This window comes from Streptomyces sp. NPDC039462, assembly GCF_055639375.1.
In genome coordinates this window covers 2,086,708-2,106,358 of sequence record NZ_JBVKAO010000001.1, presented here as the reverse complement: position 1 = coordinate 2,106,358, position 19,651 = coordinate 2,086,708, and the positions used below count along the sequence as shown (strand labels likewise).

The 19,651-nt window shown below is 71.9% G+C and carries 18 protein-coding genes; 11 read left to right on the top strand and 7 right to left on the bottom strand.

Features of this window, described 5'->3' with window-relative positions; genetic code table 11:
- Nucleotides 1-12 precede the first annotated feature (12 nt).
- The 3 genes from ACZ7LU_RS08505 to ACZ7LU_RS08495 are packed head-to-tail and all read right to left on the bottom strand — an operon-like array spanning nt 13 to nt 3,616.
- Nucleotides 13-1,050 carry a DUF5914 domain-containing protein gene (locus ACZ7LU_RS08505; protein WP_470977167.1) on the bottom strand — a complete coding sequence of 346 codons (1,038 nt, stop codon included), beginning with the start codon at nt 1,048-1,050 and terminating at the stop codon, nt 13-15.
- Nucleotides 1,047-2,087: a phytoene/squalene synthase family protein gene (locus ACZ7LU_RS08500; protein WP_471916141.1), complete on the bottom strand. Its 1,041-nt coding sequence runs from the start codon at nt 2,085-2,087 to the stop codon at nt 1,047-1,049. The genes ACZ7LU_RS08505 and ACZ7LU_RS08500 overlap by 4 nt, the downstream gene beginning before the upstream one ends.
- A complete protein-coding gene (locus tag ACZ7LU_RS08495; protein WP_471916140.1) occupies nt 2,084-3,616 on the bottom strand; it encodes a phytoene desaturase in 1,533 nt (510 codons plus the stop codon). The genes ACZ7LU_RS08500 and ACZ7LU_RS08495 overlap by 4 nt, the downstream gene beginning before the upstream one ends.
- Nucleotides 3,617-3,997: 381 nt before the next feature.
- On the opposite strand from ACZ7LU_RS08495, the gene ACZ7LU_RS08490 reads away from it, so the two are divergent.
- The 4 genes from ACZ7LU_RS08490 to ACZ7LU_RS08475 all read left to right on the top strand — a co-directional run bounded on the left by ACZ7LU_RS08490 (nt 3,998) and on the right by ACZ7LU_RS08475 (nt 7,845).
- Complete coding sequence (locus ACZ7LU_RS08490; protein WP_398304231.1) at nt 3,998-4,327, top strand: STAS domain-containing protein; 330 nt, start codon at nt 3,998-4,000, stop codon at nt 4,325-4,327.
- A gap of 86 nt (nt 4,328-4,413) precedes the next feature.
- Nucleotides 4,414-4,851, top strand: a complete 438-nt coding sequence (locus ACZ7LU_RS08485; protein WP_468307440.1) for an NfeD family protein — start codon at nt 4,414-4,416, stop codon at nt 4,849-4,851.
- Nucleotides 4,852-4,910: 59 nt separating this feature from the next.
- Nucleotides 4,911-6,011 (top strand): SPFH domain-containing protein, encoded by a 1,101-nt coding sequence (locus ACZ7LU_RS08480; protein WP_471916139.1) that lies wholly within the window; start codon nt 4,911-4,913, stop codon nt 6,009-6,011.
- A 415-nt stretch (nt 6,012-6,426) separates the two neighbouring features.
- Nucleotides 6,427-7,845 carry a PP2C family protein-serine/threonine phosphatase gene (locus ACZ7LU_RS08475; protein ID WP_471916138.1) on the top strand — a complete coding sequence of 473 codons (1,419 nt, stop codon included), beginning with the start codon at nt 6,427-6,429 and terminating at the stop codon, nt 7,843-7,845.
- An 84-nt stretch (nt 7,846-7,929) separates the two neighbouring features.
- On the opposite strand, the gene ACZ7LU_RS08470 is transcribed toward ACZ7LU_RS08475, so the two are convergent.
- Nucleotides 7,930-9,417: a DNA-binding protein NsdB gene (locus ACZ7LU_RS08470; protein ID WP_398304221.1), complete on the bottom strand. Its 1,488-nt coding sequence runs from the start codon at nt 9,415-9,417 to the stop codon at nt 7,930-7,932.
- Between the two features lie 234 nt (nt 9,418-9,651).
- Here ACZ7LU_RS08470 and ACZ7LU_RS08465 point away from each other — a divergent pair, with 234 nt between their 5' ends.
- Together ACZ7LU_RS08465 and ACZ7LU_RS08460 are read left to right on the top strand one after the other, a co-directional pair.
- On the top strand, nt 9,652-10,839 hold the full coding sequence (locus ACZ7LU_RS08465) for an aminoglycoside phosphotransferase family protein (RefSeq protein WP_471916137.1): 1,188 nt from the start codon (nt 9,652-9,654) through the stop codon (nt 10,837-10,839).
- 231 nt (nt 10,840-11,070) lie between these two features.
- Entirely contained in the window at nt 11,071-11,904 is an 834-nt protein-coding gene (locus ACZ7LU_RS08460) for an alpha/beta hydrolase (protein ID WP_471110236.1), read from the top strand.
- A gap of 288 nt (nt 11,905-12,192) precedes the next feature.
- On the opposite strand, the gene ACZ7LU_RS08455 is transcribed toward ACZ7LU_RS08460, so the two are convergent.
- Nucleotides 12,193-12,666 (bottom strand): DinB family protein, encoded by a 474-nt coding sequence (locus ACZ7LU_RS08455; protein WP_471916136.1) that lies wholly within the window; start codon nt 12,664-12,666, stop codon nt 12,193-12,195.
- Nucleotides 12,667-12,702: 36 nt separating this feature from the next.
- Nucleotides 12,703-13,368, bottom strand: a complete 666-nt coding sequence (locus ACZ7LU_RS08450; protein WP_468714179.1) for an SAM-dependent methyltransferase — start codon at nt 13,366-13,368, stop codon at nt 12,703-12,705.
- Between the two features lie 144 nt (nt 13,369-13,512).
- On the opposite strand from ACZ7LU_RS08450, the gene ACZ7LU_RS08445 reads away from it, so the two are divergent.
- The 3 genes from ACZ7LU_RS08445 (at nt 13,513) to ACZ7LU_RS08435 (ending at nt 16,420) form a co-directional block, all read left to right on the top strand.
- Nucleotides 13,513-14,136, top strand: coding sequence for a helix-turn-helix domain-containing protein (locus ACZ7LU_RS08445; RefSeq protein ID WP_468307468.1), 624 nt, complete (start codon nt 13,513-13,515; stop codon nt 14,134-14,136).
- Nucleotides 14,137-14,177: 41 nt separating this feature from the next.
- Nucleotides 14,178-14,450 (top strand): hypothetical protein, encoded by a 273-nt coding sequence (locus tag ACZ7LU_RS08440; RefSeq protein WP_398304203.1) that lies wholly within the window; start codon nt 14,178-14,180, stop codon nt 14,448-14,450.
- Nucleotides 14,451-14,689: 239 nt separating this feature from the next.
- Nucleotides 14,690-16,420, top strand: a complete 1,731-nt coding sequence (locus tag ACZ7LU_RS08435) for an ABC-F family ATP-binding cassette domain-containing protein (RefSeq protein WP_471916135.1) — start codon at nt 14,690-14,692, stop codon at nt 16,418-16,420.
- An 89-nt stretch (nt 16,421-16,509) separates the two neighbouring features.
- Here the strand turns inward: ACZ7LU_RS08435 and ACZ7LU_RS08430 are convergent, their stop codons facing one another.
- The gene (locus tag ACZ7LU_RS08430; RefSeq protein WP_471916134.1) at nt 16,510-16,890 is read right to left on the bottom strand and encodes a winged helix-turn-helix transcriptional regulator; all 381 of its coding nucleotides are present in this window, start codon (nt 16,888-16,890) and stop codon (nt 16,510-16,512) included.
- A gap of 114 nt (nt 16,891-17,004) precedes the next feature.
- Here ACZ7LU_RS08430 and ACZ7LU_RS08425 point away from each other — a divergent pair, with 114 nt between their 5' ends.
- Together ACZ7LU_RS08425 and ACZ7LU_RS08420 are read left to right on the top strand one after the other, a co-directional pair.
- The gene (locus tag ACZ7LU_RS08425; RefSeq protein WP_468084565.1) at nt 17,005-17,412 is read left to right on the top strand and encodes a RidA family protein; all 408 of its coding nucleotides are present in this window, start codon (nt 17,005-17,007) and stop codon (nt 17,410-17,412) included.
- Between the two features lie 227 nt (nt 17,413-17,639).
- Nucleotides 17,640-19,628, top strand: coding sequence for an N-acetylmuramoyl-L-alanine amidase (locus ACZ7LU_RS08420; protein ID WP_471916133.1), 1,989 nt, complete (start codon nt 17,640-17,642; stop codon nt 19,626-19,628).
- Nucleotides 19,629-19,651 lie beyond the last annotated feature (23 nt).

Below are 19,651 nucleotides of genomic sequence, written 5' to 3'. Positions count from 1 at the left end.
GATCGCTTCGCTTCAACCGGGAAAGCGGCCGGTGCTGCGCAGTGCCCAGCGCCGCTCGGCGTAGGCGATGTCGTCGCGCCACAGGCGTGCGGCCGCCGCGCGCATCAGCGGTCGCAGCGCGGCGGCGGTGGCCCTGGCGGCGACGAAGCCCGGCCGGTCGGAGGTGGCGATCACCGCTTCGACGACGGCGGTCCGGGGCTGCCCGGCACCGGCCGCGGTCAGGGGCGTCGCGTGGGTCTCCACGACCGAGCCCGCGCCTTCGCCGTGGGTGATGTGCATGACGACGGTACGGGGCTCGGGTGCGGTGAAGACGGCCCGCACCGGTACGACCGCATGCCCGCCCACTTTGAAGGACACGTCGACGGTGAACGCGTCGTCCTCGGGACCGTCCTGACCGTCGCCTTCACCGCTCAAGGGGGCCACGGTCAGATCGACGAAGGAGTACGGGTGGAACCAGGCGCCGTGCCACGGGTCGAGGCGGTTGGCTACGACGTCCTCGGGTTCACAGCGCCCGCTCGTGGTGACCACGGTCGCCACACTCCGCGCGAGATCCGGGCGCGGGGGGAGCACGGGCCGGTCCAGAGCGGGTTCGCCGCCGACGTCGTCGAGCCGGACCCAGGTCAGGACACCGTCGTCGTACGTCGGATACGGCTGCCAGGCCCCGAACGGACCGCCGTCCAGGGCGAGTCCGTGCCAGTGGCAGATCAACGTGCCGCAGCGCACCGGGCTGTCCTTGAGCGGGGCGCCCAGGTGCGGGCAGGCGCCGGGGCCTGCCCGCAACGCTCCGTCGGCGCCGCGCCACACGACGATCTCCAGGCCGGCGACGGTGCGGCCCAGGGGCCGGTCGTCCCTGATGTCCCGGGTGGCACCGAGGACGTACCAGTTTCCCGACGGCCGGCTCTGAGCGCGTTTCGACGCCGCGGCGATCACAGCCGGCCTTGCTTCGCGCCAGGTCGGACGCTGGTGTTCCCAGGCCACGGGCCGGCGGCGCAGCCGCAGGGGGAAGCGTCCGGTTCCAGGTGTTCCACGTGGACGTGAGTCACCGGTCATACCGGCTCCTTCGGGGACGGTCGGCGGCGCACGCCGTAGGTGAGGTGCGGTGGTGTGTATCCGGCCGGTTCGGGCGATTGCGGCGGCGGTCCGCCGCCGTTGAGGCGGTGGCGCAGCCGGGCCGCGGCCAGCCGGCACAGGCCGTCGCAGGCGACGGTGGCGCGGCGCCGGCGGGGGACGACGGCCCTGCGGTGCAGGACCGCGTACCCGTCGTCGGCGACGGCGTCGAGGATGGCGCCGTACAGCACGAAAGCCGTGCGGATGCAGGGGCGTGAGACCGGATCGAGCATGGCGAGGCCGGGTGCCGCGATGCGGTAGGTGTCTCGCGTGAGGGCGGCGGCAGCCATCAGCGCCGCGGTGATCCTCGTGTCCCGTCGGCCGGTGGCGCGGCTCCATTGCAGCAACGCGCGGTCGACGCCGTGCGCGGCGAGCAGTTCGCCGGGGAGGTAGGTGCGGCCGCGGTCGAGGTCCTCGCCGACGTCCCTGAGGAAGTTGGTCAGTTGGAAGGCCGTGCCGAGTGCGGCGGCGTGCGGGGCCGCTTCCTCGCGGGGTACGACGGTTCCCAGGACGGGCAGCATCTGCAGGCCGATGACGGCGGCCGAGCCGTGCATGTACCGCTCCAGGTCGTGATACGTGGGGTATTCACTCACTTCGAGGTCCTGCCGCATGGACGCCATGAAGTCGGTGAAGTGCTGGGGGTCGATGTCGTAGCGCCGGGCCGTGTCGGCCAGGGCCGCGGCGACGGGTTCGCTGCTCGTGCCCGTGCGCAGCGCGTGGTCCAGGTGGTGCTGCAGGCGGCGCAGTGCCGTGGCCCGCTCGGCAGGTGGGGCCGTGTCCGCCAGGTCGTCGACGATGTCGTCGGCCCAGCGTGCGAAGCCGTACAGGGCGTGGACGGCGGGCCGTCGCTCGATCGGCAGCAGCCGTGTGGCCAGGAAGTACGTCTTGCCGTGGCGGGCGTTCAAGCGGCGGCAGTGGGCGTAGGCGGAGCGCAGCACGGGGTCGGTGATGGCCGCGGCGTCCAGCTCCCGGGTACTCATCCGGCCCCTCCCTCGGCGACGCGCCCGGATGTGGTGAGGGTCGGCGGGCGGCGGGGTCCCGCGATGCGTGCGGCGGCCAGCTTGCCGGAGAGGAGGACGGTCGGCACGCCGACTCCGGGGGTGGTGCCGCACCCCGCGAGGACCGCGTTCTCCGTGCCGCGCACCAGGTTCCGGGGCCGGAAGGGGCCGGTCTGCGCGAAGGTGTGGGCGGCGGAGAACGGGGTGCCCGCGGCGTGTCCCTGTGCCGTCCAGTCGGCGGGAGTCACGAGGCACTCCTCCTCGACGGCCGCGGCGATCCCGGTGAGCCCGCGCCGTTCCAGTGCGGCGAGGAGGCTGTCCCGGTAGCGGGGGGCCAGCTCCCGCCAGTCCTGGGCGCCGGGGCCGATGTCGGTGTTGGGGCACGGGGCGAGTACGTAGTGCAGGTGGTGTCCGGGGGGCGCCAGGGTGGGGTCGGTGGCCGTGGGGCGGGTGATGAGCAGGGACGGGTCGGACATCAGGCGGCCGGTGCGGGTCAGTTCGTGGAAGGTGCGCTGCCAGGCGGCCCCGAAGGAGATCGTGTGGTGGGCCAGGTGGGGCCAGGTGCGGGCGCTGCCGAAGTGCAGGACGACGGCGGACGGCGCGTGCCGCAGTGGTCGCGGGCGGTAGGGGGTGCGGCCGAGCAGTTCGTAGGTGCGGGGCAGGTCGGGGGTCAGGACCACGGCGTCGCAGGGGATGCGCTCCTGGTCGGTGACGACGGCCGTGATCCGGTGGCCGGTCCGCTCCAGGGACCGGACGTCCTGCCCGTACCGGAAGTCGGCGCCTGCCTGAGTGGCGGCGTCGGCCATGGCCTGCGGCAGGGCGTGCATGCCGCCGCGCGGGAAGTAGACGCCGGCGACGGTGTCCATGTAGGCGATGACCGCGTACGCGGCCAGGGCACGGGCCGGGGGCACGCCCGCGTACAACGCCTGGAAGGAGAAGACGCGCTGCAGCCGCTCGTCGGAGATGAAGGAGGCGATGCGCGCGTCCAGGCGTCCGAAGCCGCCGAGGGCGGCGAGCCGCGCCAGGTCGGGCGTGAGGAGCTCCAGGGGGGAATCGAAGTTGGTGTCGATGAAGCGGCGCATCTGGAGCCGGTAGAGGCGCTCCAGCCAGGCCCGGAGCCGCCGGTACCCCAGGGCCTGCCGGGAGCCGGCGAAGCGGGCGATCTCCGCTTCCATCTCGTCGGGCCGGGTGTGGACGTCCAGTGAGCTGCCGTCGGCGAAGCGGGCGCGGTAGGCCGGGTGGAGGGCGATGAGGTCCAGGCGGTCGCGCATGGTCTGGCCCACCGCGGCGAAGGCGTCCTCGACGATGTCGGGCATGGTCAGGACGGTGGGGCCGGTGTCGATCCGGTAGCCCGCCCGCCGCAGCAGTCCGGCCCTGCCGCCCGGGTGCCCGGCGCGTTCGACCACCGTCACCGCGCGTCCCGAGCCCAGCAGGTGCAGGGCCGTGGACAGGCCCGCGAGTCCGGCGCCCACGACCACGACGTGGTCGGTCGGCCCTGGAACGGTCTTCATAGGCTCCCGCCTTTGGTACGGGGTTCTTCTCGGGCGGTCGGCGGGCCCGGCTCACCGGCCGCGGTCGGACCGGTCACGCGGTGGGGAGATCGTCCCGCAACTGGAGGGCCATTCCGGCACAGCGACCCGCCGGGCAGGGTGTTCTGTCCCCTGCGCATTGCACGTCCTCTCAGCCATTTGATCGATACAGGGCCACAGAACACTTCGGCCCGGGAGCGCTGCCCGGATGCACGTGAAATTCCGAATGCGCGTGTATTCCCTCAGGCGCGTGCTTCGGCGGCCCGGGGGTACTCGGCCCTTTCGCCCCCCTCGGGATTCCGGCGCGGTGGGAAAGGCTGTCGAAAGGGGAACGTGATTTCGGCTCCGCACGAAAGTACGCGGTTGCGTACCGAGACGGTGCTGCTGGAGAAGCAGTGCGTCATCCTCCTCGCCGGCGAGATCGACCTGAGCACCGTCGGCACGCTCTATGAAGCGGTCCGCGCCTGCCTGGACGCCGGTCCCACCCGCGTCCTCATAGATCTGCAAGAGGTGTGCTTCTGCGACTGCGTGGGCCTGCGCGCGCTCCTGCAGGCCAAGGAGGAGATCCTGCGCGCCGGTGCCTGCTTCGGCATACACGGCCCGCTGCGCCCTCTGGTGGCCCGCCTCGTCGAACGCACCCACACGGCCGACCGGCTCGGTCTGGCCCCTGCCTCCCCCGAAGAGCCGGTGTGACCGCGTACCGCCCTGGGACAAGTCTGTTCCGTCCGGCGTTCCCGGAGGTAGCTTGGTAGACAAGTCCCCTGAGGGAGGCTGATCCGATGCCGTGGCTCGCATGGCTGGTCGCCGCCGCCGCGCTGGGCGCCGCGGAGTTCTTCACCCTGACCTTGGCCTTCGGACTCCTGGCGGGTGCCGCGCTGGTCGCCGCCGTGGTGTCCGGGGTGGGCATCGGCATCGCGGGCCAGCTCGTGGCCTTCGCCGCGGCGGCGGCAGGTGGCCTGCTGGTCGTCCGCCCGGTCGCGCTGCGTCACATGGCGCAGGCACCCCTCACGCACGAGGGCAGCGATGCCTTGATCGGCAAGCGGGCCGAGGTGATGCGGGAGGTCACCGCGTCCCACGGCTTGATCAAACTCTGCGGCGAGGAATGGTCCGCCCGCGCCCTCGACGAAAGCCATGTGATCCCGGCGGGAGCACTGGTGGATGTCATGGAGATCGAAGGCGCCACAGCCATCGTCTATCCCCGCGAGCTCCTTCCGTGAACGACTGGAACTCGCGAGCTCCTTCCGTGAACAGGTGAAACTACGGCAATGGAGGAAGTGTGGATCCGGTTGTCATCCCGATTCTCGTGGCGGCGATCGTCGTCGTCTTCCTCGTGGCTTCCTCTGTGCGCATCGTCCCGCAGGCCCGCCGCTACAACATCGAGCGGTTCGGCAGATATCGCAGGACGCTGCAGCCCGGCCTGAATCTCGTCGTGCCGGTGGCGGACCGCGTCAACACGAAACTCGACGTGCGAGAGCAGGTCTATTCGTCGCAGCCCAAGCCGGTGATCACCGAGGACAACCTCGTCGTGAACATCGACACCGTGCTCTATTACCAGATCACCGACCCGCGGGCGGCGGCGTACGAAGTCGCGGACTATCTGCAGGCCATCGACCAGCTCACCGTGACCACCCTGCGCAACGTCATCGGCAGCATGGACCTGGAGGAGACGCTCACCTCGCGCGAGGAGATCAACACCCGGCTGCGCACCGTCCTCGACGACGCCACCGGCAAGTGGGGCATCCGCGTCAACCGCGTGGAGATCAAGGCCATCGACCCGCCGAACACCATCAAGGAAGCGATGGAGAAGCAGATGCGGGCCGAGCGCGACAAGCGCGCGGCCATTCTCCACGCCGAAGGGGAGCGGCAGGCCAAGATCCTCACCGCGGAGGGCACGAAGCAGAAGGACATCCTGGAGGCCCAGGGCACGCAGCAGGCCATGATCCTGCGGGCGGACGGCGAGGCCAAGGCGGTGGAGCGCGTCTTCCAGGCCGTCCACCGCAACAACGCCGACCCGAAGGTCCTCGCGTACAAGTATCTGGAGACGCTGCCCCACTTGGCGAGCAGCGACAACAATACGTTCTGGGTGATCCCGGGCGAGCTGACGGAGGCCGTCCGCACCGTCACCGCGGCCTTCGGCGATCACTCGAAGATGGGCCTTCCGGAGACCACGCGCCCCGCCGAGGCGGCCAAGGCCGGTGCCGGCGAGACGCCCGCCGAAGGGAGCGCGGAGCTCGCGGCGGGCTCGCCGCTCTCGCTCGACGCCGCCGCGGCCGCCGACGAGGTCGCCAAGCAGGCCGCCGCGGCGGTGAACGACGCCAAGGCCGAGGCCGAGGCCGCGCGGTCGCCTCAGGCGCCGGGCCGCGGGCAGAAGGGATAGCGGGCAGAGGGAACAGGCGGGCGCCAGTACGACCAATTCGCGCCGTTCTCAAGCTCCAACAGGCGCTTCTCGTACGGGAGTTCGCACAATGTGCACGTTCCGAGAGGCAGATCGGCCAAGCCTACGTTCCTACTTACGGTGCCGCTGCCCCGGGTCGCGACACACACGGTCGCTCCTCACCCCTGACCCACCATCGGAACTCCACATTCCGCCCCAAGGCCCTACGCTTTCTTCACTGCTCCGCACTGGACTCCAGCCCCTCGGATCACCTATCAGCAGGACAAAGGCATATGCCAAAAGCACCACCGAATCGTGTGTTGCCAAATCCCTTACGGCCCCCTCCCCGCTGTGCGAAAGTCGTTAGCGGTCCACCACCCGTCAAGTTGGTCGCACCGCACCGTCAACGGAGCACCTCATGCCGTCCCACGTCTTTGCGGACCACGCAGCCGCCCAGCCGCCGGAGCGCGGCACGGTCGACGCGCTGATCTCGCAGACGCGCCGGCTCCGCGGCGAGGTCGACGCCGTGCGGCGCGACGCCGTGGCCGACCACGCGGACCCCGCGGGGCGCTGGCAGCGGGCCCTGTGCGACCTGGCGGTCCACCAGCTCAACGACCTCGACGACCATCTGGCGCAGCTGCGGGACGGCCCGCCGCGGGCGGGCGGGGAGCCCGCGGCACCGGCCGCTCCGAAGCCCACGGCGTCACACCGGGGCTCCCTGCTGAGCCGGGTGGGCAGCGCCGAGTGGAATCTCCTCACCGACGAGGCCAGTTGGTCCGCCGAGCTCTACGACATCCTCGGCCGCGACCCGGCCGCTCCCCCGCTCCCCCTGGACGAGTTCCCTTCGCTGGTGCACCCCGACGACCAGCCCCTGCTGACCGCGATGGTCACGGACTGCCTCGTCGACGGAAAGCCCATCGACGGCGAGTTCCGCGTCCTGCGCCCCGACGGCCGCTGGCGCCAGGTGCACATGATGGGCGAGCCCGTGCTCGCCACCGACGGCTCCACCGCCTCCATGTGGGCGGTCCTGCGGGACGTCAGCGAGCTGCGCCGCAGCCAGCGCGTGGTCCGCGAGAGCCGCGATTCGCTGCAGCGCCACCGCGACATCGCACAGACCGAGTACCGCCTCGCGCTCGAACTGCAGGAGGCGGTGCTCCCGCCGTGGCGCGGCTCCCTGCGGCTGCCGCACGGCGGCCCCGCCCGTCTCGACCTCGCCGGCCGGTACCTCCCCTCCTCGACCAGCGCCCTCATCGGCGGCGACTGGTACGACGCGATGGAACTGCCCGAGGGCCACGTGCTGCTGAGCGTCGGCGACCTCACCGGGCACGGCGTCACCGTCACCTCCGGCATGGCGATGCTGCTCGGCGCGCTGCGCGGCATGGCCGTCACGGGTGCACAGCCGGACCAGATCATGGGCTGGCTGAACCAGTTACTGGACGCCACGGTCCAGCCCGCCCTCGGCAGCGCCGTCTACTGCCGCTACGACCCCGCCACACGGCTGCTCACATGGGCGCAGGCGGGACACCCCGCCCCGCTGCTGTTCCGCGACGGGACGGGGCGCACGCTGACGCCACCGCACGGCGTGCTCCTCGGCGCCACCTCCGGGGCGAAGTACGAGCAGGCCGAAGAGCAACTGCGTCCCGGAGACCTGTTGTTGCTGCACACCGACGGCCTGGTGCCGCGGCGCGACAGGGACACGGCGACGAGCCTGCTGCTCTCCCTCGCGTCCCGCTTGGCCGGGGCGCGTACGGCAGAGGACTGCGTGCGGACCGTCGTCGAGGAGTTCGGCGAGGAACCACGTGAGGACGACGCCTGCCTGCTGGCCGTGCGGATCTGACCGCTCGCTCCGCGCCGCGTCCGTCCCTTGGCGCGCCGGTTCCGCGCCGTGTTCGTTCCGTGCCGTCGTGTGTGTTCCGGTGTGCTACGCCCTGGCCGTCCTCCCCTTGGCCGCCCTCGGCAGCGCCAGCTTGATCTCCTCGCGCAGGTCCTGGATCTTCGGATAGCCGGCGTACTGCGCGGTCAGCCGGTACATCTCACGCAGCCGGTCCCAGGTGCGGTGCGAGGAGTTCGCCCGCATCGACACCAGCGCCAACCGGGCGTACCTGTCGGCCTGTTCGGGGTCGTCGGCGATGAAGCAGGCCGAGGCGAGCGAGATGTAGTCGAAGATCTGCGACCGGTCGCGGTTCTTGGCCCGCAGCTCGATCGCCTCCTTGGCGTGCCGCTGCGCGGCGCTCGCCGCGGACGCCTCGTGTTCGGCGAGGGTGCGGTAGGCCAGGGCCTGCATGCCGTGCAGATCCGCCTCGTCGAACATCTGCATCCAGCTCGGCGGCGGCACGTCCCCCTTGTCCGACACGAAGAGGTCCTCGGCGATGCCGAGGGTGCGCCGCATCGCCTGGCCGCGGCCCATCGACGCCTGCGCCCACGCCTCGATGGTGTACAGCATCGCCCGGGTACGGGGCAGGGCCTCATCGCCCGCGCCCGACTTGGCGAGCTTCATCAGGTCCAGGGCGTCGTCCGGCTTGCCGAGGTGCACCATCTGGCGCGCGGCCCGGGACAGTGCCTCACCCGCGCGCGGGCGGTCGCCGCCCTCGCGGGCCGCGTGCGCCGCGATGACGAAGTACTTCTGCGCCGTGGGCTCGAGGCCGACGTCGTGCGACATCCAGCCGGCGAGCACGGCGAGGTTGGCAGCGACACCCCACAGGCGCCGCTGGAGGTGGTCGGGGTGCCGGTAGGCGAGCATGCCGCCCACTTCATTGAGCTGGCCCACCACGGCCTTGCGCTGCAACCCGCCGCCGCGGGCCGCGTCCCAGGCGCGGAACACTTCGACCGAGCGTTCCAGTTCCTCGATCTCCTGGGAGCCGATGGGGGCGGCCTCATAGCGGTCGAACCCTGCGGGGTCGGCGTGCAGGGGATCTTCCATACGGGGGGCGTCGGCCTTGAGGGCCGGGTCGGTGTGCAGCCAGTCGTGCATGGCGCTGCTGAGTGCGGAGCCTGCGGCAAGCGCAGCGCCCGCGCCCACCAAGCCGCGTCGGTTGAGCATGAGGTCCATTCCCGTGAATTCGGTGAGGACCGCGGCTGTCCGCTCGGGCGCCCACGGCACGCCGTCGGGGTGCTCCACACTCCCGTCGCCACGCCGCTTCCCTGCGCGCCCGTGCCGGACCAGACCTAGATCCTCAGTGGTCACGACACGGCCGAGACGCTCGGTGAACAGAACAGCCAGGACCCGTGGCACCGGATCGCGCGGGATCTCTCCCATGTCGATCCACCGCCGCACCCGCGAGGTGTCGGTGGCCAGCTGGGGGTGGCCCATGGCCGCCGCCTGCCGGTTCACCAGTCTCGCGAGCTCACCCTTCGACCAGCCGGCCAGGCCGAACAGGTCGGAGAGGCGGGTGTTGGGTTGTCCGTTCACGTCAAGCCCCCAGGTTCTCGGCTGAGTTGACAGTAACCGTCTGTCAGTTGCTGAGCGACTATTCGCCAGGGTTCGCCAGGGTGCGCCACATGGTGTGCCAGGGGACGCCGGGTGTCAGGTAGGAGTGCGCCACCCCGACCCGGTCGCCGCCAGGCATTCCCCAGGGTGCACCCGAAGCGATCGGGCCGGGAGGCGCACGCAACTCACAGGCACACGAAGGGATCTGTATCGCCCATGTACGCAGCATCGTCCTCCGTGTCCGCCCCGCCCCGGCCGCTCCGCCCGCGCCCCCCTGTCCACCGGGGACGCGAGGTGCCCCCGGCACCGGGGAGCGGCCCCTACCTGGAGCCGGTGCGCCCCGCCGGCGCGCTGCCAGGCGTCGGCCGCACGCCCCGCGTGCCGGGGCCCGGCACGCAACCGCTCAGCGGGAGACTCGACTTGTCCGGCCCCCAGGGGGCGCAACTGCGCACCGCGATCGCCTCGGTGCACCGCATCTGCCCCGAGTTCAATCCGGTGCAGGTGCTGCGCAGGAGCGGCCGCACCGTGCTGCTCATCGGCACGGCCGGGCGCGGCAGCGCCGTCGCCAAGTGCCTGCTGGACCGCTCGTCCGGGTGGGAGGAGCGGATCAGGCACGAAATAGCGGTCTACCGCTCGTTCGTCCGGCACCGCCCGCCGGTCCGAGCGCCGCGGCTCATCGCTGCCGATCCCGACGACTGCACGCTGGTGATCGAGCGGATGCCCGGACGGGTCGCGGCTCTTCTCCGGCACCCTGCCGAGGCGCCGCCGCGTGCGGACATCCGTGCGGTGCTCGGCTCCGTCTTCCGCCTCAACGAGTGGCGGCCGCCGACGGAGATGTTCGGCAAGCCGATGGACTACCCCAGGCGGATCTCCCGCTTCCACGAACTGGGTCTGCTGACGGACCGTGACATGGGCGACCTGCAGAAGCTGCTGCACGGCATCGCGCATTCGGTCGGGCACCAGGGCGGCGGACACCAGGCCATGTGGCAGTTCTGCCACGGTGACGCCCTCCTTTCGAACATCCTTCTCTCCCCCGCCGGCCCCGTCCTGGTCGACTGGGAGCACGCCGGCTGGTACCTCCCGGGGTACGACCTGGCGACACTGTGGACGGTCCTCGGTGACGCCCCGGCGGCGCGACGCGAGATCAGTCAGCGGGCGCAGGCCGCGGGCCCCGCGGCGCGCGACGCGTTCCTGGTGAACCTGATGCTGATCCTGACCCGCGAGATCCGTACGTACGAATCGGCCGTGCAGCGTTCGATGCACGACTCGACCCCGGTGGCCCCGGGCCCGCCCCACCCCGGTGCCGCGCCGACCGGCGAGGAACAGCGGCTGCTGCTCAGGCGGCTGCACGACGACTGCCAGCTGGCCCGCCGGGCCGTGCGCGCAGCTGTCGGTACCCGCTGACGGGGGGCGAAGGCCCGCGGTGCGCTGTGGACAGGGGCGCATCGCGGGCTTTCGTATGCCTCTGGCGACTACCGCGGGACTATGTCGTCGCGAGGAGAAGCGTGCCGCGAGAAAGGCCCCCCGACCGCCGACACACGTGGGGGGGGCACGTTCCGGAACCGCGGGCGGCAGTATCGGCCACAGTGCCGAGTGGCGCTGACGGCCGGGGCCTTCCGCCCGTAGCGTCAGGGTATGTCCGCAACCGACGCAGAGCAGATCCACCGGGCCAACACCTCCGGTCGCACGCCCGCCGTGTTCGTGCACGGCCTGTGGATGCTGGCGAGCAGCTGGGACCACTGGCTCCCGCACTTCGAAGCCGCCGGGTTCGCTCCGGTCGCCCTGACATGGCCGGGTGAACCGGCGACGACGACCGAGGCCAGGCAGCACCCCGAGGCCATGGCGGGCACGACGGTCGGACAGGTCGCCGATCATCTCGCCGGGCTCATCGGCACGTTGGAGCGCAAACCCGTGGTGATCGGCCACTCCGTCGGCGGGCTGCTGACGCAGATCCTCGCGGGCCGCGGCCTGTCGGCCGCCTCGGTGGCGATCGACCCGGCGCCGTTCCGCGGTGTCCTCGCGATGCCGCTGTCGACGGTGCGCTCACTGCTCCCCATGATCGCCAACCCGGCCAACCGGAAGCGCGCCAAGCCGCTGACCTTCGAGCAGTTCCGCTACGCCTACGCCAACGCCGTCAGCGAGGAGGAGGCCCGGTCCCTCTACGAGCGGTACGCCGTGCCCGCGCCCTGCGCCCCGCCCATGCAGGCGGCGCTCGCCAACTTCAATCCGCGCACAGAGGTCAAGGCCAACTGCCGCAATCCCCGGCGCGGGCCGCTCCTGATCGTCTCGGGCGGCCAGGACAACGCCATCCCCTGGGCGCTCGCCAGCGGCGCGTACAAGCGGCAGAAGCGCAGCCCGTGCGTCACGGAGATCGTCGAGCTGTACGGGCGGGACCACGCGCTGACGCTCGACAGCAGGTGGCAGGAGGTCGCCGACGTCGCACTGGCCTTCGTGCGCCGCTTCGTGTGACGTGTGCGCCACATCACCCTGTATAGGGCACGCATCTGGAACAACAAGGGGTGGTCCGTCGTTCAGGTAAGTGTGGCTGCGGAGGGGACAGTGTCCCCGGGCCTCACCTATAGCCCATGGGGAAGATCGTTCGGCTGAAGCCCCATGGAGCCTTTCGCCGAGAGGCGACCGCCCTCCGCTCGCCACGCTTTACCGCCCCGGCTGGTCTCCCCCGTCCAGTCGGGGCTTTTTCGTGCCGTCGTGTTCGTACCGTCGCGGCTGTCGTGGACGTCCGTCTCCGCCGGCTCGTCAGCGGCCGGTCGAGCCGTCGATCTGCTCGCGGAGGATGTCCGCGTGACCGGCGTGCCGGCCGGTCTCCTCGATCATGTGCACCAGGACCCACCGCATCGAGGGCGCCGGTCCCCGGCGCGGGGGCCGCGGGGCGAGGAAGGCCAGGTCCGGGCAGGCCTCGATGACCTGGTTCGCCTGCTCGACGGTCCGCCGGTAGTCGGCCAGCACGCTGTCGACGGTGTCGTGCGTGGACGGCCGCATCGTCGCGCGCCAGTCGCCGGGTTCCTCGCCGAGGAAGTAGAACCGTTCGACGAACCCCAGATGCTTGAGCAGCCCGAGCAGGCTGGTGCCCGAGGGGACTCCGCCGGTGCGGACCTGCGGTTCGGGCGCGCCCGCGACCTTGTCGGCGATCGAGGTCCGCAGCTGGTCGAGGAAGCTCCGCAGCATGGCTTTCTCGGCGGCCCCGGCCCCGAGGAGTCCGGTGTCCTTCATCGCGATACTCCGTTCCGCATGAGCCAAGGGACTGCGTCAGGCGGTGGCGCGCCGGACGAGCAGGACGTTGTCGATGACGGTGGCCGTCTCGCCGGTGGGGCCTGTGGCCCGGCGCCGGGGCATGTCGGCACGCAGGACGGACCAGTACGCCGGGTCGAGCTGGAGTTCGGCGGCGGTCTCGGTGGGTGTGGGGTAGTGGGTGTCGGGGTCCTGGTTCCACGACCAGGGGGCGGTGGAGCCGTGGTCGACGACCAGCAGCAGACCACCGGGCCGCAGGGCCTGAGCGGCGGTGCGCAGGACCCGGCCTCGGGGCAGGGCGAACGGGGTCTGGAAGTACTGGGCGGAGACCAGATCGAACCGGCCGTCGGGGAAGCTGTCGGCCAGATCGTGCTGTTCGGTGGCGACCCGGTCTCCGAGGCCCAGGTCCTGGGCGCGTTCCCGCACCCGTTCGACGACGGTGGCGGAGATGTCCACGGCGGTGACGTGCCAGCCCTGCCGGGCGAGCCAGAGGGCGTCGCCACCGGCACCGCACCCCAGGTCCAGAGCCGCACCCGGGCGCAGCGATGCGACGGTCTCGGCGAGCAGCGGGTTGACGCGTCCGCCCCAGGTGCGCCGGGCGCGGTAGTGCTGCTCCCAGAACAGTTCGGCGCCGCCGCCGTCGTCGGCTCCGTTTGCAGAGTGTCGGCTTCCGGTGGAATCCATGGGAGGTGCCCCTTCGTCGGCCGGCGTGCCGAGCGCGATGCGATCCGCGCCGGTGACGCCGGTGGTGTACCGACAGCATCGGCACCACCTTTTCCATCCGGCAAGAAAAGTTGCGGATCCGCACTGTCGGGGCACCATCGGGCCATGGAGAGCACGGATGGCAGAAACGACAGCAGCAACGACAGCGGAAATGACCGCACCGGAGACGTGCTGGCCGGCGTCGGGCCGCGGCTGCGCGCCCTGCGCCGGGCGCGCGGCACCACCTTGGCGGCGCTGGCGACGGAGACCGGCCTCACGGCGAGCACCCTGTCCCGTCTGGAGAACGGCAAACTCCGCCCCACGCTGGAACAACTGCTGCCCCTGGCCCGGGCGCACGACGTCCCGCTCGACGACCTCGTCGCGGCGCCGCCCACCGGGGACCCGCGCGTCCACCTGCGTCCGGTGCGGCGGTCCGGTCTCGTGCTGGTGCCGCTGACCAGGCGGCCCGGTGGCATCCAGGCCTACAAGGTGATCCATCCGCCCGCCGGCCGGGCGCCCACGACGAAGCTGCAGACCCATGAGGGCTACGAGTGGTTCTACGTCCTCGACGGCCGGGTCAGGTTCGTGCTCGGCGAACGGGAGTTCCGGCTCGGCGTCGGCGAGGCCGCGGAGTTCGACACCCGCATCCCCCACTGGATCGGCAGCGCCGACAGCCGCCCCGCGGAGTTGCTCGCCCTGTTCGGGGCGCAGGGGGAACGCGCGCATCTGGAACCGTCGTCCGGCCACTGACCGAGGCCCCGTTGTCAGTGGCGGCTGGGAGGCTGGTCCGTATGGACAGCGACGACGAGCAGCTGCTGCGCGGCCGGGTCTACGGCCAGGATCACGACCACCCGGGCCCGCGCCCGGGTCAGTGCTACGCCGAGTTGGTCGGCGGCCCACTGGACGGGCTGCTGCTCGACATCACCGGCTGGACGCAGGAGGAAATCGACGCCGGTGCCGCTCTCCGGACGGAGCTGGGGCAGTTCGGCGCCGGCGGCCGGGCGACGTACCGCCCACGTCCCGGCGCCCCGCGCCGCTTCGACTGGACCGGCGACATCCGGTGACCGCCGACCGACCGCACAGCCGGGCTCGGGTCGGCGCTGCCCGGCACCGAAAATGCACAGGAGATCGAAGAACCGCGCTGTTAGCCTGAGGTCATGGCACGAGGTATCTGGTCGCAGAAGGTCCGCTCCGCCCGCTGACGGCGGCGCCTTCTCCCACTGAACGAGCGCTCGCCGTCCCGGTTCCCGCCGGGCGGCAGCTTTCCGCTGCCCGGCTCCACTGCGAGCTGCGGAGCAACCCCGTGAACCTCTTCCCCTCCCCCGAAGCCACATCCCTGTCCGGCTCCCCCGCCCCGACCGGCCTGTCCGGCCTGCCCGTCGAGGCAGGCGACAGCGCCCACGTACGCGCCGAAGGCATCAGCGTCACCCTGGGATCCCGGCATGTCCTGAACGACGTGTCGGTCACCGTCTCCGCCCGGTCGAGGATCGCCGTCGTCGGCGAGAACGGCCGGGGCAAGACGACCCTGCTGCACGTCCTCGCCGGGCTGATCGCCCCCGACGAGGGCACCGTGCACCGGGCCGGCACGATCGGCCTGGCCCGTCAGGAGCTGTCCGCGCGGGACGGCGAGACGGTGGGCACCCTCACGTCCGAGGCCCTGGCCGCCTCGCTCGCGGCCCTCGCCGCCCTGGACGAGGCGACCCTCGCCATGGCCGAGGGCGACCCCACGGCCGACGACCGCTACACAGCCGCGCTCGACGCCGCCACCCGGCTCGACGCGTGGGACGCCGAACGCCGCGTCGACGTCGCGCTCGAAGCCCTCGGCGCCTGCACGGACCGGCAACGCCCGCTGTCCACCCTGTCGGTCGGGCAGCGCTACCGGGTCCGGCTGGCGTGTCTGCTCGGCGCGCGGCACGACGTCCTGCTGCTCGACGAGCCGACCAACCACCTCGACGCCGACGGTCTCGGCTTCCTCACCCGCAGGCTGCGCGAACACGACGGCGGCCTCGCCCTCGTCAGCCACGACCGCGCGCTGCTCCGCGACATCGCGGACCGGTTCCTCGACCTCGACCCCACCCGCGACGGCAGGACGCGCCTGTACGCCGGCGGGTACGACGCGTGGCAGGACGCGCGGCGTCGCGAGCGTGAGCGCTGGGAGCAGGACCACGAGGAGCAGCAGGAGGAGCACCGGCGGCTGCGGGACGCGGCGTCGAAGGCCCGCGACCGGCTCTCCACCGGCTGGCGGCCGGACAAGGGAACCGGCAAGCACCAGCGCCAGTCCCGCGCGCCCGGTGTCGTACAGGCGCTGAAGCGGCAGCAGGACGCTCTGGAGGCGCATCGGATCGACGTGCCGGAGCCACCGCCGGCCCTGCGGTGGCCCGACCCGGGTGTCCGGCCCGGGGCGCCGCAGTTGCGGGCGCACGGCGTCACGGTCGACGGGCGGCTCCCCTGCCCGGTCGACCTCGCCCTCGACGGCGGCGACCGGCTGCTGGTCACCGGGCCGAACGGGGCCGGGAAGTCCACGCTGCTCGCGGTGCTCGCCGGTTCGCTCACGCCCACGGAGGGATACGTTCGTACGGCGGCGGGGGCGCGGGTCGTCCGGGTCACCCAGGAGACCGCCGGGCAGCAGCCCGGGCTCACCGCGCGCGAGGTGCACGCCCGCCACGTGGGGCAGTTGGTGGCCCGCGGAGTACTCCGCGACGCCGATGCCGTCCCGCTCGGCTCGGTCGGGCTGCTGGACCGCGACGCGCTGCGCACACCGGTCGGGCGGATGTCGGAGGGGCAGCGGCGGCGCCTGGACCTCGCGTTGGCGCTGGCCGGGCGGCCCGGCCTGATCCTGCTCGACGAGCCGACCAACCACCTGTCGTCCGCCCTGGTCGACGAGTTGACCGACGCGATCCGCGCCACGAGCGCCGCGGTGGTGGTCGCGACGCACGACCGGCAACTGCTGCGGGACCTGGCGGACTGGCCGCGCCTGGAGATCGGGGTGCGCCGCGGTGTTCCGGGCGGCACCGAGGCCGACGGGGGCCGTTAGTTCCGTGCGGTGGGCCAGGACGGGCAGTGGACCAGGACGGGCAGCAGCAGCCCGTCCTGGTGGCGGTGTCAGGTGTCGAAGCGGCGGTGTCAGCTGTCGAAGCGGCGGCGGGAGGTCTCGATCTGGCCCAGGTACCGGTGCGTCCAGGCGCACATGCCGTCGACCGTCTCCCGCAGGCGTCGGCCGGGCTCGGTGAGGGTGTATTCGACCTTCGGCGGGACGGTGGGGTGCACGGTCCGCTCGACCAGGCCGTTGCGCTCCATCATGCGCAGGTTCTGGGTGAGCATCTTGTGGCTGATGCCCTCGACCTGGCTCCGCACCTCGCTGAAGCGCAGGGTCCCCTCCCCCAGCGCCTCGATGATCAGGAGCGCCCACTTGTTGGCGATGTCCGAGAAGATCTCCCGGGCCAGCGAGTCCGCGCGCCGCAGGTCCGCCTCGTCGGCCGAGCCGTCGTACTGCTTGGTCACCATCAGGTTCCCCCGTCACTGAAAAGTGCGTTCTTCCACGTCAGGGCTGACTCTCCTACGGTTCCCGAGTAACCACAAGAGACCAAGGGCACCTTGGTCGAGGAGGCGGACAACCACATGACCATCACTCTGGTGAACCCCGAAGGCCTGCCGGAGATCGACGTGTACCGGCAGGTGTCGATCGCTTCGGGATCGAGGCTGGTCTTCGTCGCAGGGCAGGTTTCCTGGGACGCGGAGGGGGCCACGGTCGGCGAGGGCGACCTCGCCGCTCAGGTCGAACAGTGCTACCTCAACGTCGGCACCGCCCTGGCCGCGGTGGGCGGCTCCTTCGACGACGTGGCGAAGCTGACCGTGCACGTCGTCGACTGGACCCCCGACAAGATGCCGCTGCTCCTGGAAGGGATCGCGCGAGCCGCCGCGAAACTGGGCGTCACGCCGGTGCCGCCCAGCACCCTGTTGGGCGTCGCGGCACTTGACGTACCCGCCCATCTCGTCGAGGTCGAGGCCACCGCGGTCCTCGACTGAGCACGGCCCCCCGCTCATGGGCCCGCCTTCACTGGTCCACGCCACTGACGCGCCGCAGGCGGTGGGGCCACCCCCGGCGAAAACCCGCCACCGACCCGCCGGAACCGGCGCTGACATGCGAAATCCCGACTCCTGGGGATGATTGACGGATCGTCGGAGAGCCGGTACCACTGACGCACGCCCGGCCCCGCACGCCCCGTCACGCTTCATCGGCCCAGGAGGCTGCATTGCGAGGATCCGACACCGCCCCCACCTCGTCCGCCCGCAGACACGCCGTCAGAACGGCGGGCGTACTCGCGTCCGCCGGTCTGCTGGTGCCGCTGCTCGGCGCGGCCCCGTCGTCCGGCGCTCCCCAGCAGGCCCCCGCGGAACGGCTCCAGGGAGCCTTCGCGTCGGCCGCCGCCGAGTACCGCGTGCCCCAGAGCGTGCTGCTCGGCGTCTCGTACCTGCAGTCGCGCTGGGACGCGCACGGCGGCGCGGCCAGCGTCACCGGGGGCTACGGCCCCATGCACCTGACCGACGCGCGCACCGCCCTGGCCTCGGCCCCGCACCACAGCGAGGGCGACGAGGACCCGCGCGGTGACACCTCACGCCCCGCCCCGCCGCGGGCCAAGCTGCCCGAGGAGACCGAACTCCCCGCACGGCTTAGGACGTTGCCCCGCGCGGCCGAGCTGACCGGCCGGTCGGCCGACGAGCTGCGCACCGATCCCGCGGCGAACGTGGAGGGCGGCGCGGCCCTGCTCGCGGCGGCCCAGCGCAAGCTCGGCAAGCCGCTGAGCGACGACCCCGCCGACTGGTACGGCGCCGTCGCCCGTTTCTCCGGCGCGGACGACGAGGCGACCGCGGCCACGTACGCCAACGACGTGTTCGCGGTGATCCGGGACGGCGAGCGGCGCACCACCGACGCGGGCCAGCGCGTCGCGCTGGCGCCCGAGCCGGGTCTGAGGCCCGACTCCGCGCAGCTGAAACGCATGGGCCTGCGCAAGGCGCCGGCAGGGCAGACGGAGTGCCCGAGGACGGTGTCGTGCGAGTGGATTCCCGCGCCGTACGAGGAGTTCAAGGACCCCAACGGCAATCCGGACTACGGCAACCACGACAAGTCGAACCGGCCGAAGAGCCAGAGCATCGACTCGATCATCGTCCACGACACCGAGGGCAGGTGGGAGGGCGTCCTGAACATGGTGCAGGACCCGACCTACGTGTCGTGGCAGTACACCCTGCGCTCCACCGACGGCCACATCGCCCAGCACGTGAAGGCCAAGGACGTCGCCTGGCACGCCGGCAACTGGTACGTGAACGCCAAGTCGATCGGCCTCGAGCACGAGGGCTTCCTCACCGCACCCGACACCTGGTACACGGAGGCCATGTACCGCACGTCGGCCCGCCTGGTGAAGTACCTCGCCAAGAAGTACGACATCCCGCTGGACCGCCAGCACATCCTCGGCCACGACAACGTCCAGGGCACCGTGGCCTCCACCATCCCCGGCATGCACACGGATCCGGGGCCGTACTGGGACTGGCAGCACTACTTCACGCTGCTCGGCAAGCCGTTCCGTGCCACCGCGGGCCCGGGTGGCGGAGTGGTGACGGTGGCGCCCGAGTACGCCAAGAACCGGCCCGAGTACACGGGCTGCGTGAAGCCCGGCGAGACGTGCGTGCCGCACGGTTCGGCGGCCGTGCGCGTGCACACCGAGCCGCGTGACGACGCGCCGCTGATCAAGGACATCGGCAAGCGTCCCGGCGGCCAGGATTCCACGATCGACGTGAACGACGTCGGCGCGCGGCTCTCCACCGGCCAGCAGTACGCGGTCGCCGAGCGCAGGGGCGACTGGACGGCCGTCTGGTACCTCGGCCAGAAGGCCTGGTTCAAGAACCCGGCGAAGCAGCCCACCGCGGTCCACGCGAAGGGCCTCGTGGTGACGCCGAAGGCCGGCGCGACCGAGGTCCCGGTGTACGGGCGGGCGTACCCGGAGAAGGAGGCCTACCCGGCGGGTGTCCCGGTGCAGGCCGTCTCCCCGCTGCCGTACAAGATCCTCGCGGGCCAGAAGTACGTGGTCGGCGACAAGGTGCCGGGCGAGTACTTCTACGCCCCGACGTTCGACACCTCGCGGCACACGGTGGTGCGCGGCAAGGACACGTACTACGTGATCCAGTACGGGCACCGGATCGGCTATGTGCGCGCGGCGGACGTGCGGGTGGAACGGTCCGGTTCATGACGCGGTAGCGGCGGTCGGGTCCG

Coding starts and splice junctions, on each gene's coding strand:
- ACZ7LU_RS08465 (WP_471916137.1), top strand. CDS start 9,652: ATGTACGCAGCATCGTCCTCCGTGTCCGCCCCGCCCCGGCCGCTCCGC.
- ACZ7LU_RS08450 (WP_468714179.1), bottom strand. CDS start 13,368: ATGGATTCCACCGGAAGCCGACACTCTGCAAACGGAGCCGACGACGGC.
- ACZ7LU_RS08430 (WP_471916134.1), bottom strand. CDS start 16,890: ATGGTGACCAAGCAGTACGACGGCTCGGCCGACGAGGCGGACCTGCGG.
- ACZ7LU_RS08440 (WP_398304203.1), top strand. CDS start 14,178: ATGGACAGCGACGACGAGCAGCTGCTGCGCGGCCGGGTCTACGGCCAG.
- ACZ7LU_RS08475 (WP_471916138.1), top strand. CDS start 6,427: ATGCCGTCCCACGTCTTTGCGGACCACGCAGCCGCCCAGCCGCCGGAG.
- ACZ7LU_RS08455 (WP_471916136.1), bottom strand. CDS start 12,666: ATGAAGGACACCGGACTCCTCGGGGCCGGGGCCGCCGAGAAAGCCATG.
- ACZ7LU_RS08425 (WP_468084565.1), top strand. CDS start 17,005: ATGACCATCACTCTGGTGAACCCCGAAGGCCTGCCGGAGATCGACGTG.
- ACZ7LU_RS08495 (WP_471916140.1), bottom strand. CDS start 3,616: ATGAAGACCGTTCCAGGGCCGACCGACCACGTCGTGGTCGTGGGCGCC.
- ACZ7LU_RS08505 (WP_470977167.1), bottom strand. CDS start 1,050: ATGACCGGTGACTCACGTCCACGTGGAACACCTGGAACCGGACGCTTC.
- ACZ7LU_RS08500 (WP_471916141.1), bottom strand. CDS start 2,087: ATGAGTACCCGGGAGCTGGACGCCGCGGCCATCACCGACCCCGTGCTG.
- ACZ7LU_RS08460 (WP_471110236.1), top strand. CDS start 11,071: ATGTCCGCAACCGACGCAGAGCAGATCCACCGGGCCAACACCTCCGGT.
- ACZ7LU_RS08445 (WP_468307468.1), top strand. CDS start 13,513: ATGGAGAGCACGGATGGCAGAAACGACAGCAGCAACGACAGCGGAAAT.
- ACZ7LU_RS08485 (WP_468307440.1), top strand. CDS start 4,414: ATGCCGTGGCTCGCATGGCTGGTCGCCGCCGCCGCGCTGGGCGCCGCG.